Annotated in this window: 12 protein-coding genes; 1 reads left to right on the top strand and 11 read right to left on the bottom strand. The window is 63.8% G+C overall.

Annotated elements, in window-relative coordinates; translation table 11 throughout:
* Positions 1-583: 583 nt before the first annotated feature.
* The gene (locus tag NG900_RS21660; protein WP_252683582.1) at positions 584-3,007 is read left to right on the top strand and encodes a DUF6600 domain-containing protein; all 2,424 of its coding nucleotides are present in this window, start codon (positions 584-586) and stop codon (positions 3,005-3,007) included.
* A 94-nt stretch (positions 3,008-3,101) separates the two neighbouring features.
* Here the strand turns inward: NG900_RS21660 and NG900_RS21665 are convergent, their stop codons facing one another.
* The 11 genes from NG900_RS21665 to NG900_RS21715 form a co-directional block, all read right to left on the bottom strand.
* The gene (locus NG900_RS21665; protein ID WP_009239559.1) at positions 3,102-3,518 is read right to left on the bottom strand and encodes a F0F1 ATP synthase subunit epsilon; all 417 of its coding nucleotides are present in this window, start codon (positions 3,516-3,518) and stop codon (positions 3,102-3,104) included.
* A 91-nt stretch (positions 3,519-3,609) separates the two neighbouring features.
* A complete protein-coding gene (gene atpD, locus NG900_RS21670; protein ID WP_420804180.1) occupies positions 3,610-5,013 on the bottom strand; it encodes a F0F1 ATP synthase subunit beta in 1,404 nt (467 codons plus the stop codon).
* Between the two features lie 42 nt (positions 5,014-5,055).
* On the bottom strand, positions 5,056-5,931 hold the full coding sequence (atpG, locus tag NG900_RS21675; protein WP_252683586.1) for a F0F1 ATP synthase subunit gamma: 876 nt from the start codon (positions 5,929-5,931) through the stop codon (positions 5,056-5,058).
* A 64-nt stretch (positions 5,932-5,995) separates the two neighbouring features.
* A complete protein-coding gene (gene atpA, locus NG900_RS21680; RefSeq protein WP_252683588.1) occupies positions 5,996-7,537 on the bottom strand; it encodes a F0F1 ATP synthase subunit alpha in 1,542 nt (513 codons plus the stop codon).
* Positions 7,538-7,610: 73 nt separating this feature from the next.
* Entirely contained in the window at positions 7,611-8,147 is a 537-nt protein-coding gene (locus NG900_RS21685) for a F0F1 ATP synthase subunit delta (protein WP_252683590.1), read from the bottom strand.
* Between the two features lie 2 nt (positions 8,148-8,149).
* A complete protein-coding gene (locus NG900_RS21690; protein ID WP_009239554.1) occupies positions 8,150-8,620 on the bottom strand; it encodes a F0F1 ATP synthase subunit B in 471 nt (156 codons plus the stop codon).
* Between the two features lie 106 nt (positions 8,621-8,726).
* Complete coding sequence (atpE, locus tag NG900_RS21695; protein WP_003262709.1) at positions 8,727-8,993, bottom strand: F0F1 ATP synthase subunit C; 267 nt, start codon at positions 8,991-8,993, stop codon at positions 8,727-8,729.
* Between the two features lie 80 nt (positions 8,994-9,073).
* Entirely contained in the window at positions 9,074-9,955 is an 882-nt protein-coding gene (gene atpB / locus NG900_RS21700) for a F0F1 ATP synthase subunit A (protein ID WP_252683592.1), read from the bottom strand.
* 229 nt (positions 9,956-10,184) lie between these two features.
* Entirely contained in the window at positions 10,185-10,757 is a 573-nt protein-coding gene (locus tag NG900_RS21705; RefSeq protein WP_252683595.1) for an ATP synthase subunit I, read from the bottom strand.
* 337 nt (positions 10,758-11,094) lie between these two features.
* Complete coding sequence (locus NG900_RS21710; protein WP_252683597.1) at positions 11,095-12,009, bottom strand: ParB/RepB/Spo0J family partition protein; 915 nt, start codon at positions 12,007-12,009, stop codon at positions 11,095-11,097.
* Positions 12,010-12,028: 19 nt separating this feature from the next.
* A complete protein-coding gene (locus NG900_RS21715) occupies positions 12,029-12,814 on the bottom strand; it encodes a ParA family protein (RefSeq protein WP_252683599.1) in 786 nt (261 codons plus the stop codon).
* Positions 12,815-12,821 lie beyond the last annotated feature (7 nt).

A 12,821-nucleotide genomic window follows, 5' to 3' on the forward strand; every position in this document is an offset into this window, starting at 1 on the left:
CTCCTATGAACCCGACACGCCCAGACTAGGACACCGGCCGCCGTGCCGCGTTTGTTCAAGCCCGGTCTGCCGAAGCGGCAAATCAGTGGGACTGTGCAAGTGCAGTAGGCGTTCCCCGAACGGTGTTCCAGCGGGCTCTTTACGTCACCTCGAGCGACGCCTACAGCGCTTGCATTCGATTGCACTCCGACACACTTTGTTACGCCTCAGGACAGGGCGGTCGCCCACAATGCCTTCGCACCCCAGCGTTTGTGTCCAATTGTTGTGCGCCATGTTGAGCATCGGATGGCCTGCCCGCCGACCCCAGCCACAACGACACATTCTCCGGGGCACGGTTACCCCTCCCTTTCGAATTGACCCCTCGAAGGGATTTCCCGTCCGCGCGGCGCTCCCCGGCCCGCGCGCTTTTTTTTGCCTGCGCAATTCGCGCGCCCGCTCACCACACGCCCCGCTTCCGATCCGCTGATCGGCCCATCCCGCTCGGGATACACGCTCTTACAAAGGCAAGTCGACCCTTCTGCAGCCACCGCGTTAAATGGAGACATCCACGCGGCGCATGCCGCCATAAAAACGAGGGCTCATCATGTCCAATGCCTCCCGTCGTTCTTTCCGCGCCGGCGTGCGGCTGCCGCAGGTGCTGCGCGCCGTGGGCGTTGCAGCTGTACTGCTCGTCTGCGGTACGCATGCTGCGATGGCCGCCGATCCGGCTTCACGGGTGGCACGGCTGTCCGACTTCTCGGGCGCGGTGAGCTTCGCGCCCGCCGGCTCCGACGACTGGGCCGGCGCGTCGCTCAACCGCCCGTTCACCACCGGCGACCGGCTGTGGTCCGACCAAGGCAGCCGCAGCGAACTGCACGTCGGTTCCACCGCAGTGCGGCTCGGGCAGAACACGGGCGCCACGCTGGTCGATCTGGACGACCGCAACACGCAAATCAAGCTCACACAGGGTGCGCTGTCGGTGCGCGTGCGCGCGCTGCCGCCGGATCAAACCGTCGAGATCGATACCCCCAACCTCGCCTTCACACCGCAAGCGCCCGGCGAATACCGCCTCGACGTCGCGCCGGATGGCTCCAGCACCACTGTCACCGTCTGGCGTGGCCAGGGCACGGCCTACGGCGATGACCGCTCCACCCCGCTCGGCGCCGGGCAGCAAGTCCGCTTCGACGGCACGGACCTCGCCGAGGCCGGCGGCACCGACAACCCCGGGCGCGACGCCTTCGACCGCTGGGCCGAATCGCGCGATGCCCGTGAAGATGCGTCCGTTTCGGCCCGCTACGTTGGCCGCGAAATGACCGGCTACGAAGCCCTCGACGACTACGGCACGTGGCGCGAAGAAGACGGCTATGGCGCCGTGTGGGTGCCGCGTGCCGTCCCGGTCGGCTGGGCGCCGTATCGCACCGGACACTGGGCGTGGGTGGCACCGTGGGGCTGGACGTGGGTCGACGACGCCCCCTGGGGCTTCGCACCGTTCCACTATGGTCGCTGGGCGTACGTCGGCACGACGTGGTGCTGGGTGCCCGGGCCGGTGGTGCCGCGTCCGGTGTATGCGCCGGCGCTGGTCGGTTTCGTCGGTGGCGGCGGCGGCGGCGGCGTGAGCTGGGGAATCAACATCTCGATCGGCTCGCCGGGCGTGGCGTGGTTCCCGCTGGCGCCGGGCGAAGCGTATCGCCCCGTATATGCGGCCAGCCCGACCTACGTGACGAACATCAACCGCACGGTGGTGGTCAACAACATCACCGTCAACAAGACCATCATCAACAACAACGTGACCCACATCCGGAACGGGAACCGGGTCACGTACGTTAACGCCAACAATCCGGCCGCGCTCACGGCTGTGCCCGCCAAAACCTTCGTGAATGGCCAGCCGGTCGGCCCAGCGATGACGCATCTGCGGCCCGAACAGATGCGTGCACAGATTGCGCATGCGCAGTTCGTGTCGACGCCGGCGCTGGCACCGGTGCGTACCAGCCTGCTGGGCGCGGCCGCCAACGCGGGTCCGCATTCCCAACCGCCACAGCAGGCGTTTGCGCGACAGGCGATTGCGGTGCGCGCGCCCAGCTTGCCTGCGGGCGGACGCGATGCCCTGGCAGACCGCTTCCGCTCGCAAGGCGGAACGCTGCCCGGTGTGGGCCCGGCATGGACGGGCGGCAACATGGGAGCACATGTGGCAACGCGTGGCCGCGCCACCGCTGAAGTACCGGCGGCACCGGTTGCTGCCCAGGCCGCCGGTCTGCGCCTCACGCGCGCCGCCCCCAATGGAGCGGCGTACCCGGTGAACGAACCGGCACGCCCGCCGGAGCAGCGCGGCCCTGGCGGCGCAATGGGATTGATGGGCTCGCCCAACCCCAACACGCCGAACCCGCAGAACGGACCGCACGGCGCCCAGCGGGAACCTGCCCCACAGGCGCTGATGCCGCCGAGCTCGATCAATCGTCCGCGTCCGCAGCCGGGTGCTGGCGCATCGCAAGAACACCCGTGGCAGCCGCCAGCAGCACAGGCACCACAAGCACCACCGGGTCCGGCCGGCATGACGACCCGCCCACCACGGCACGAGGGCACGCCTGATGCGCCGCGCGACGAGCGCCGTGCTTTCGAGCCCCATCCACAGCCACCGCAAGCCGCCACGCAGACGCCTCAGCCGCAGCGCGGCGCGCAGGAGCCGAATCGTTTCAATGGCAATCCCGCGCCGACGATGCAGGAGCGCCCGCCCAACGCTCCGCCGCAGATGCGCGCACGCCCCGAGCCGGAACAACGCCCGCCGCAACCGCGCATGGAAGCACCACGTCCTGCGCCGCAACCGCATGTTGTGGAGATGCGTCCGCCGCAACCCCAGCCGCAGCCGCGTGCACCGGAATTCCATCCGCCGCAGCCACAACCACGCCCGCCGGAAGCGCGGCCGCAACCACCTCAGCCCCAGGCGCAGCCACCCCGGCAGGAGCACCACGAAGCCCAGCCGCATCCGCAAGGCAACCGTGGCGAGGAACGGCGCGAAGGGGAACACCGCTGACCGCGCCAGCCGACAGGCAAAAAAAAAGCAGCCCTTCGGGGCTGCTTTTTTTTTCTGCGCCGGCCGATGACACCAGCCGGCACACACTACTGCCTTAGCGCTTGCGACGCAGACGCGCGATCGCTGCCAGCTGCGCAGCGGCCACAGCCAGTTCACCTTGTGCACGGGCCAGATCCAGGTCGCTGCTTTGATTCTGCAGCGCCTCTTCGGCCGCACGCTTGGCTTCGTTCGCCTTGGCTTCGTCCAGGTCGTGACCGCGGATTGCGGTATCGGCCAGCACGGTCACCTTCTTCGGCTGCACTTCGAGAATGCCACCGGCAACGAACACGAACTCTTCGCCGCCGTCTTCCTTCTCGATGCGCACGGCGCCCGGCTTGATGCGCGTGATCAGCGGCGTGTGGCCGGGCAGAATGCCCAGCTCACCCGCTTCACCCGGCAGTGCCACGAACTTGGCATTGCCGGAGAAGATCTCGTGCTCAGCGCTGACGACGTCTACATGAATGGTTGCCATCTCGATTCCTTTGCTCAGAAAAGCGGCTTTCTGAATGGACTTCAGAAAGCCAGTACTGGCCCTGGCTTACGCGCAAGGCCAGACATCACGCTTACTGGAGCTTCTTGGCCTTCTCGAAGGCTTCGTCGATCGAGCCGACCATGTAGAACGCCTGTTCCGGCAGGTGATCGCACTCGCCGTCCACCAGCATCTTGAAGCCGCGGATGGTTTCCTTCAGCGGCACGTACTTGCCCGGCGAACCCGTGAACACTTCGGCCACGTGGAACGGCTGCGACAGGAAACGCTGGATCTTACGAGCACGGCCCACGGCCAGCTTGTCTTCCGGCGACAGTTCGTCCATGCCCAGAATCGCGATGATGTCGCGCAGTTCCTTGTAGCGCTGCAGCGTCTTCTTCACGCGGTCGGCGACTTCGTAGTGCTCCTGGCCCACGATCTGCGGGTCGAGCTGACGCGAGGTCGAGTCCAGCGGATCCACTGCGGGGTAGATACCCAGTGCAGCAATGTCACGCGACAGCACGACGGTCGAGTCCAGGTGCAGGAAGGTCGTTGCCGGCGACGGGTCGGTCAAGTCATCGGCAGGCACGTACACGGCCTGGATCGACGTGATCGAGCCGGTCTTGGTCGACGTAATACGTTCCTGCAGCTTGCCCATTTCTTCAGCCAGCGTCGGCTGATAGCCCACAGCCGAAGGCATACGGCCCAGCAGTGCCGACACTTCGGTACCGGCCAGCGTGTAGCGGTAGATGTTGTCGACGAAGAACAGGATGTCACGGCCTTCGTCGCGGAAGCGCTCAGCCATCGTCAGGCCGGTCAGCGCCACGCGCAGACGGTTGCCCGGCGGCTCGTTCATCTGGCCGAACACCATGGCCACCTTGTCGAGCACGTTGGAGTCCTTCATTTCGTGGTAGAAGTCGTTGCCCTCACGGGTACGCTCGCCCACGCCAGCAAACACCGACAAGCCCGAGTGCTGCTTGGCGATGTTGTTGATCAGCTCCATCATGTTCACGGTCTTGCCGACGCCGGCGCCACCGAACAGACCCACCTTACCGCCCTTGGCGAACGGGCAGACCAAGTCGATCACCTTGATGCCGGTTTCCAGCAGGTCAACCGACGGCGACAGCTCATCGAACTTCGGGGCCTTCTGGTGAATCGCGCGCTTTTCGTCGCAGGCGATCGGGCCGGCTTCGTCGATGGGACGACCCAGCACGTCCATGATGCGGCCCAGCGTGCCGTGGCCCACCGGCACCGAAATCGGCGCACCGGAGTTGCTCACGCGCATGCCGCGACGCAGACCGTCGGACGAACCCAGCGCAATGGTACGCACCACGCCGTCGCCCAGCTGTTGTTGCACTTCGAAGGTCAGGCCCTTCTCGGCGAACGAAGCGTCGTTGCTGTCATCCAGCACCAGCGCGTCGTAGACCTTCGGCATCGCGTCGCGCGGGAACTGAATGTCCACCACGGCGCCGATGCACTGCACGATATTTCCGTTTGCGATACTCATTTGTATCTCCAATAACTTGATTCTTTGCCGTGGCTATCAGACTGCCGCTGCGCCGCTGACGATTTCGGACAGTTCCTTCGTAATCGCTGCCTGACGGGTCTTGTTGTAGACCAGTTGCAGTTCGCCGATCACGTTCTTCGCGTTGTCCGAAGCCGCCTTCATCGCCACCATCCGGGCCGATTGCTCGGAGGCCATGTTCTCGGCCACCGCCTGGTACACCAGCGCCTCGACGTAGCGGATCAGCAGCTCGTCGACCACCGTCTGCGCGTCCGGCTCGTAGATGTAGTCCCACGAGTAGGCCTGCTTTTCGGCGTCGCTCTGCGTCAGCTTGTCGGCCGTCAACGGCAGCAGTTGCTCGACCACCGGTTCCTGCCGCATCGTGTTGATGAAGCGCGTGTACGCGAGGTACACGGCGTCAATCTCACCGGCAGTAAATGCGTCGAGCTGGACCTTGATCGCGCCGATCAGCTTTTCCAGATGCGGCGTGTCGCCCAGATGCACGACGTTCGAAACAACCTTCGCACCGACGCGGCCCAGGAACTGCGTGCCCTTGGTACCGATGGCGGTGGCTTGCGTCTCGACGCCCTTGTTCTGCAGGTCGCGCAACTGGTTGGTCACGGCGCGCAGCACGTTGGTGTTCAAGCCACCGCACAGGCCCTTGTCCGTGGTCACCACGATCAGGCCGGCACGCTTGACGTCGCGCTCCACCATGAACGGGTGCTTGTATTCCGGATTGGCCTGCGCCATGTGCGCAGCCACGTTGCGGATCTTCTCGGCGTACGGGCGGGCAGCGCGCATCCGTTCCTGCGCCTTGCGCATCTTGGATGCGGCGACCATTTCCATCGCCTTGGTGATCTTGCGCGTGTTTTGCACGCTCTTGATCTTCGTGCGGATTTCTTTTGTTCCGGCCATTTCTTCCTCTCCGTTCAAACCTGGCTGCGCAGGCTACGCACAGCCAGTTTCGGGAATGACGCGGTTAGAACGCGGCGGACTTCTTGAAATCCTCGATCGCGGCACGCAGTGCGGCCTCATCGTCCTTCGACAGATCCTTCGTATCTTCGATGCGGTTGATGAGATCGGCGTACTTCGTCTTCAGCGTGTCGTGCAGGCCCTTTTCGAAAGCCAGGATGTCCTTCACGTCCACGTTGTCGAGGAAGCCGTTGTTGGCTGCGTACAGCGACGCGGCCAGCTGCCACACTTGCAGCGGCTGGTATTGCGGCTGCTTGAGCAGTTCGGTCACGCGGCGGCCGCGCTCGAGCTGCTTGCGGGTCGCTTCGTCCAGATCCGAGGCGAACTGCGCGAACGCAGCCAGTTCACGGTACTGGGCCAAGTCGGTACGGATACCGCCGGACAGCTTCTTGATGACCTTGGTCTGAGCGGCACCACCCACACGCGACACCGAGATACCGGCGTTGATAGCGGGGCGCACACCTGCGTTGAACAGGTCGGTTTCCAGGAAGATCTGGCCGTCGGTAATCGAGATCACGTTGGTCGGAACGAAGGCGGACACGTCGCCGGCCTGCGTTTCGATCACGGGCAGTGCGGTCAGCGAACCGGTCTTGCCCTTGACTTCACCGTTGGTGATCTTTTCGATGTGGTCAGCGTTCACACGGGCAGCGCGCTCCAGCAGACGCGAGTGCAGGTAAAACACGTCACCCGGGTAGGCTTCACGGCCAGGCGGGCGGCGCAGCAGCAGCGAAACCTGACGGTAGGCCCAAGCTTGCTTGGTCAGATCGTCATACACGATCAGGGCGTCTTCACCGCGGTCGCGGAAGTATTCACCCATCGTGCAGCCGGCGTAGGCCGACAGGTACTGCATGGCAGCAGAGTCCGAAGCGGCAGCGGCCACCACGATCGTGTATTCCAGCGCGCCGTGCTCTTCGAGCTTACGCACCACGTTGGCGATCGTCGAAGCCTTCTGACCGATTGCCACGTACACGCAGAAGATGCCCTTGCCCTTCTGGTTGATGATGGCGTCGACGGCCACGGCGGTCTTGCCGGTCTGGCGGTCGCCAATGATCAGCTCACGCTGGCCACGGCCGATTGGCACCATCGCGTCGATCGACTTCAGGCCGGTCTGCACCGGCTGGCTCACCGACTGACGTGCGATCACGCCCGGGGCGACCTTCTCGATCACATCCGTTTTCTTGGCGTTGATCGGGCCCTTGCCGTCGATCGGCTGGCCCAGTGCGTTGACCACGCGGCCCAGCAGTTCCGGGCCAACCGGCACTTCCAGAATGCGGCCGGTGCACTTGACTTCCTGGCCTTCGGAAATGTGCTCGTAGTCACCCAGCACCACAGCGCCGACGGAGTCGCGCTCGAGGTTCAGCGCGAGGCCGAACGTGTTGCCCGGGAATTCCAGCATTTCGCCTTGCATCACGCCCGACAGGCCATGAATGCGGCAGATACCGTCCGTCACGGAAATGACCGTGCCGGTGTTCTTTGCGTCAGCGCCAGCCTTCAAGCCCTCGATACGGGTCTTGATCAGGTCGCTGATCTCGGAGGGGTTCAGTTGCATCGAATGCTCCTAATTCTTCAATCTGTCTGCGGGCGCGATATCGTCGATTGCATCAGCGCCTCGCGAAACAGCATTACGCGGCGGTCAGCGCAGACTGCATCTGCGTCAGGCGCGCGCGCACCGAGGTGTCGAGCACTTCGTCGCCAATCTGCACGCGCACGCCGCCGATCAACGAAGGATCGACACTCACGTGAGCCTGCAGCTTCTTGCCGAACTTGCGTTCGAGCGTGGCGACCAGTTCGGTCAGGGGCGCGCCCTCAAGCGGGAACGCACTGGTGATCTCGACGTCGGCGGCGCCTTCGCTGGCATTCCGCAGCACATGGAATTGCGCGGCAATTTCCGGCAGCAGCGACAGGCGCTTGTTGGCCACCAGCAGGCCAACCAGTTCCTTCGCCTCATGCGAAGCCGGAGATTTCAGCGCCGACAGGAAGATCCCCGCCACATCGGCTTTGGAGAGCTTCGGATCATCGGCGACTGCCTTCATGTCGGGCACGGCGGCAATTTGCCCCATTTCCGACACGAGCTCAGACCATGCACCCAGATTGCCGGCCTTCGCCACGCGGAACAGCGCCTCTGCGTACGGACGGGCAACGGTTGCGAGTTCTGCCATGATTACAGCTCAGCCTTGAGTTGATTGAGCAGATCGGCATGGACCTGCGCATTGACTTCACGCTTGAGGATCTGCTCGGCGCCCTTGACTGCCAGCGTGGCAACCTGGTCACGCAGCGATTCACGCGCGCGCACAGTTTGCTGCTCGGCTTCTGCCTTGGCTTGCGCGATGATGCGCGCCGCTTCGGCTTGGGCGTTTTGCTTGATCTCTTCGGCGCTCATCTGGGCACGCTTTTCAGCGTCCGCGATGCGCTGCGCGCCTTCATTGCGCGCTTCGGTCAGTGCCTGCTCGACCCGCTTGTTGGCCAGCTCGAGCTCGGCCTTGCCCTTATCGGCAGCGGCCAGGCCATCGGCAATTTTCTTCGCGCGTTCGTCGAGCGCCTTCACCAGGGGCGGCCAAATGAATTTGGCGACAACCCACCACAGGATGAAGAACACGACCATCTGCGCGACGAGTGTGGCGTTCAGGTTCATGGTGTGTTCCTTTCGGTATTGAGACTACGGATCAATGCACGAAGCGGCGAGGGTTACGCGGTGCGTTCACCCAGGCCGCCTCCGGCATCATGCAGACCGAAAAGAATTACTTGATGACCGACAGCAGCGGGTTGGCGAACGCGAACAGCATGGCCACACCAACGCCGATCAGGAATGCCGCGTCGATCAGGCCAGCCAGCAGGAACATCTTGGTTTGCAGCGGGTTCATCAGCTCAGGCTGACGTGCGCAGGCTTCGATGTACTTGCCGCCCATCAGTGCGATGCCGAGGCAGGCGCCGATGGCACCCAGGCCGATGATGATGCCGATACCGATGGCGGTCAGACCTTGGATGTTGGCGAGAAATGCTTGCATGATGACTCCCTTTTACGTGAAAGACTAAGAACTTAGGAACTTGAAAAAACCAAACGGAACCGGAGAACCTGAACCGCTACTTAGTGGTGATCATGTGCCTGGCCGATGTACACCAGCGTCAGCATCATGAAAATGAACGCTTGCAGCAGAACGATCAGGATGTGGAAGATCGCCCACACTGCACCGGCCACCACGTGACCCACGAAACCCAGTGCCGAGAAATCAGCACCGAACGTCCAGATCGAGCCAAGCAGCGCGATCAGCAGGAACACCAGTTCGCCCGCGTACATGTTGCCGAACAACCGCATGCCCAGCGACACAGCCTTGGCGAGGAATTCAATGATGTTGAGGATCAGGTTGAACGGCGCGAGGTACCACTTGGCGCCGAACGGGGCGGAGAGCAGCTCGTGTGCGAAGCCGCCCGCACCCTTGATCTTGAAGCTGTAGTAGATCATCAGGATCAGCACAGCGAATGACATGCCGAAGGTGCCGTTCAGGTCGGCCGTGGCCACTGCGCGATGGTGCGGCACGTGCACGCCGAAGGTGCCGAGGAGGTGGTTGACGCCCGTGACCCAGTCCACCGGGATCAAGTCGACCGCGTTCATCAGCGTGACCCACACGAAGACCATCAGGGCCAGCGGAGCAATCCAGGAACGATCGCCGTGGATGATGCCCTTGGCCTGGTCGTCGACCATCTCGACAACCAGTTCAACGAAGGCTTGGAAACGGCCGGGAACGCCGGAGGTGACACGGCGCGCAGCCATGCCGAGGAAGATGATGCCGATGGCGCCCATCAACACGGACCAGAACATCGTGTCCCAGTTGATGACGGAGAAGTCGACGACCGACATCTGCTTGCCGCCGACGCTATTGAAATTCTGCAAATGCTCCGCGATATACGCGGAAGGCGTGAGAGCGTGCTCGGCGGCGTGGCCGGCGGCTTCTGCGACTTCAGTTGCCATGATGATTCAGTCCAATATTGCGAAACATTCTTCGTGATCCGTTCTTGCTCGCGCCCGATGCTCAACAGGTTTCCCTAGAGATCGCGGACTGCACGCGACTTGAACGTGCCACCTTATTCTTGCGGAGTGTCAGCGCAATGAACCGGAGCTTCTCCTGCCGCGGTTCCTGCCACGTGCCAACACTTCCGGTGCCCGCCGCATCATGGCGGGCCGGGTTTCGCTCATCGCGCTACCGCAGCGCGAGACCCACCCAGTACATCTTGAGCGCCAGGATCAGGGTGATCAGCAAGGGCGGCCAATGCAGCCCCTTGAACATCACCACCACAATCACCAGCAGCGCGACCGTGCCGAGCACCTTGATCGCTTCGCCCACCACCAGCCGGGCGATGGACTCGAACCCCTTGGCCGTCGACAGTCGCATCGCGAACCATGCCGAGGGCACCACGCACACGCCGCCGCCCAGCAGGGCCGACAACGCTGCCTCGCCGGCCTGCGCAGCGCCCGACCCCGTGAACCAGCTGCCGACATACCATCCGAGCGCACACAGCAGTGTGATGGCCACCTGGCCGAGCACGATGGAAAGCGGCGTAATACGCGAGGCCCGCAAAGCCTGTTCGCCGAACAGCGCAACCGCTTCGTCATGCGAGAGCACATGCGCCGGCGGCTCCGCCTTTCCTGCGTCGTCATCCCAATCGTCGCGCTTCGGAGCCTGCGCCGATCGGGATCGGGCGGCTTCCAACGAAGCGTAAGAATCGGGCCGTTGCCGCGTGGCTGGCTGCATGGAAGAATGGTCTTTCATCATGCCGCACCGCTTTGGGTCAGGCGGATTTAAAACCGCACGATTTTACGGGACATGACGTTCGCCAGTCAACGCGCAAGCGCACCCTCGTGCGGGCGCCTTCGACAGCACTCCTGGCAGCGATGTTCCCGCGCTCTGCGCGCCTTCGGGCGCGGTTGCCGGGGCACCGGATCCGCCTGATGGAGCGGTGCCCCCGTCGATTTCATGATGGTGTTGCCGACATCCCGCGTCGATGACTCACGAGGTAATTGCACCGATTCGGTGCAATTGGCTGCCCGCAAATGGCTCAATGACGGGGAGAGACCGCCCCTGCGTCAAACTGTCGCAGCAGTTGCGCTCATCAAGCGTGCGCTTCGTCGCCGCCGTCCGGGCGCAGGCGCTCGAGCAAGCCGTCGAACTCGTCCAGACTACCGAACTGCACCGTCAGTTGGCCGCGCCCCTTGGCGGCAAGCTTGATCTGCACGCTCAACCCGAGCAGGTCCGCCAACTCTTCTTCCAGGCGCGCGACATCGCGCCCGTTCTGGTGACCGCCCTTCTGCTTGAGCGACTTCAGTTCGAACGGCTTGAGCGTCGACGTAACCAGCTTTTCCGTCTCGCGCACCGACAAACGCTTGTTGACGATCTGGTTTGCCAATGTGATCTGCGATGCACCATCGACGGCGAGCAGCGCGCGGGCGTGGCCCATGTCGAGGTCCCCGGCCATCAGCATGGTCTGCACCGGCTGGGCAAGGTTGAGCAGCCGCAGCAGGTTGGACACGGCACTACGCGAGCGCCCAACCGATTCGGCCGCCTGCTCGTGCGTGAACTGGAACTCGCGGACCAGGCGCGCAATGCCCTGCGCTTCTTCGAGCGGGTTCAGGTCTTCACGCTGAATGTTCTCGATCAGCGCCATGGCGGCGGCCGACTCGTCCGGCACGTCCTTCACCAGCACCGGCACTTCGGTCAGGCCGGCCAGGCGCGAGGCGCGGAAGCGGCGTTCGCCAGCGATGATCTCGTACTTTGGCTTCGGGCCGTCCGACTCAACCTTGCGCACCAGGATCGGCTGCATCAGGCCTTGCGCCCGAATGCTCGCGGCCAATTCCTGCAGGGCACCCTCGTCCATGCGCGTGCGCGGCTGGTACTTGCCGGGCTGCATCTGCTCGAGCTTCAGCACCGTCGGGGCGCCCTCCTGCTTGGCGGTTTCGACAATCTCGGCGGGACTGCCGAGCAGTGCTTCCAGGCCCCGGCCCAATCCCTTTTTCTTCATCGTGCTCATGTGGTTCCTCTTTCCCGCATCAAGCCGGCACGTCGGCCATCTGCCGCACGCGCGCGATCATCTCGGCGCCGAAATCCAGGTAGGCCTTGGCACCCTTCGATGCCGGATCGAACGCCACGCCCGGCATGCCGTAGGACGGCGCCTCAGCCAGGCGCACGTTGCGCGGGATCACCGTCTTGAAAACCTTGTCGCCAAAATGTGACTCCAGCTGCGCTGACACCTGCTGCTGCAGCGTCACGCGCGGGTCGAACATCACGCGCAGCAGGCCGATCACCTTCAGCTCACGGTTCAGGTTCGCGTGCACCTGCTTGATGGTGTTGACCAGATCGGAGAGTCCTTCGAGCGCGAAGTACTCGCACTGCATTGGCACGACCACGCCGTGCGCGGCGCACAAGCCATTGAGCGTCAGCATCGACAGCGATGGCGGACAATCGATGAGCACGAAATCGTAGTCATCGGCCACCTCGGCCAGTGCGAGCTTGAGGCGATTCTCGCGATCCTCCAGGTCGACCAGCTCGACTTCGGCGCCGGCCAGATCGCGGTTGGCGGGCAGCACGTCATAGCGGCCAGCTTCGGAGCGCTGGCGCGCCTGCGGAATCGTCGCCAGACCGACGAGCACCTGGTACACGCTGAATTCGAGCGTGTGCTTGTCGATACCCGAACCCATGGAGGCATTGCCCTGCGGGTCCAGGTCGACCAGCAGCACGCGCTGCCCTTGCGCAGCCAGCCCGGCCGCGAGGTTCACCGTGGTGGTGGTCTTGCCGACCCCGCCCTTCTGGTTGGCGATCACGAAAGTATTCGACATGACTCCT

The organism is Ralstonia soli (assembly GCF_023955655.1).
GTDB lineage: Bacteria > Pseudomonadota > Gammaproteobacteria > Burkholderiales > Burkholderiaceae > Ralstonia > Ralstonia soli.

Excerpts from the sequence above, each read along its gene's own strand:
- NG900_RS21690 (WP_009239554.1), bottom strand. The coding sequence starts at position 8,620 with ATGAACCTGAACGCCACACTCGTCGCGCAGATGGTCGTGTTCTTCATC.
- atpB (WP_252683592.1), bottom strand. The coding sequence starts at position 9,955 with ATGGCAACTGAAGTCGCAGAAGCCGCCGGCCACGCCGCCGAGCACGCT.
- atpA (WP_252683588.1), bottom strand. The coding sequence starts at position 7,537 with ATGCAACTGAACCCCTCCGAGATCAGCGACCTGATCAAGACCCGTATC.
- atpE (WP_003262709.1), bottom strand. The coding sequence starts at position 8,993 with ATGCAAGCATTTCTCGCCAACATCCAAGGTCTGACCGCCATCGGTATC.
- atpG (WP_252683586.1), bottom strand. The coding sequence starts at position 5,931 with ATGGCCGGAACAAAAGAAATCCGCACGAAGATCAAGAGCGTGCAAAAC.
- NG900_RS21665 (WP_009239559.1), bottom strand. The coding sequence starts at position 3,518 with ATGGCAACCATTCATGTAGACGTCGTCAGCGCTGAGCACGAGATCTTC.
- NG900_RS21710 (WP_252683597.1), bottom strand. The coding sequence starts at position 12,009 with ATGAGCACGATGAAGAAAAAGGGATTGGGCCGGGGCCTGGAAGCACTG.
- NG900_RS21685 (WP_252683590.1), bottom strand. The coding sequence starts at position 8,147 with ATGGCAGAACTCGCAACCGTTGCCCGTCCGTACGCAGAGGCGCTGTTC.
- NG900_RS21705 (WP_252683595.1), bottom strand. The coding sequence starts at position 10,757 with ATGATGAAAGACCATTCTTCCATGCAGCCAGCCACGCGGCAACGGCCC.
- NG900_RS21660 (WP_252683582.1), top strand. The coding sequence starts at position 584 with ATGTCCAATGCCTCCCGTCGTTCTTTCCGCGCCGGCGTGCGGCTGCCG.
- NG900_RS21715 (WP_252683599.1), bottom strand. The coding sequence starts at position 12,814 with ATGTCGAATACTTTCGTGATCGCCAACCAGAAGGGCGGGGTCGGCAAG.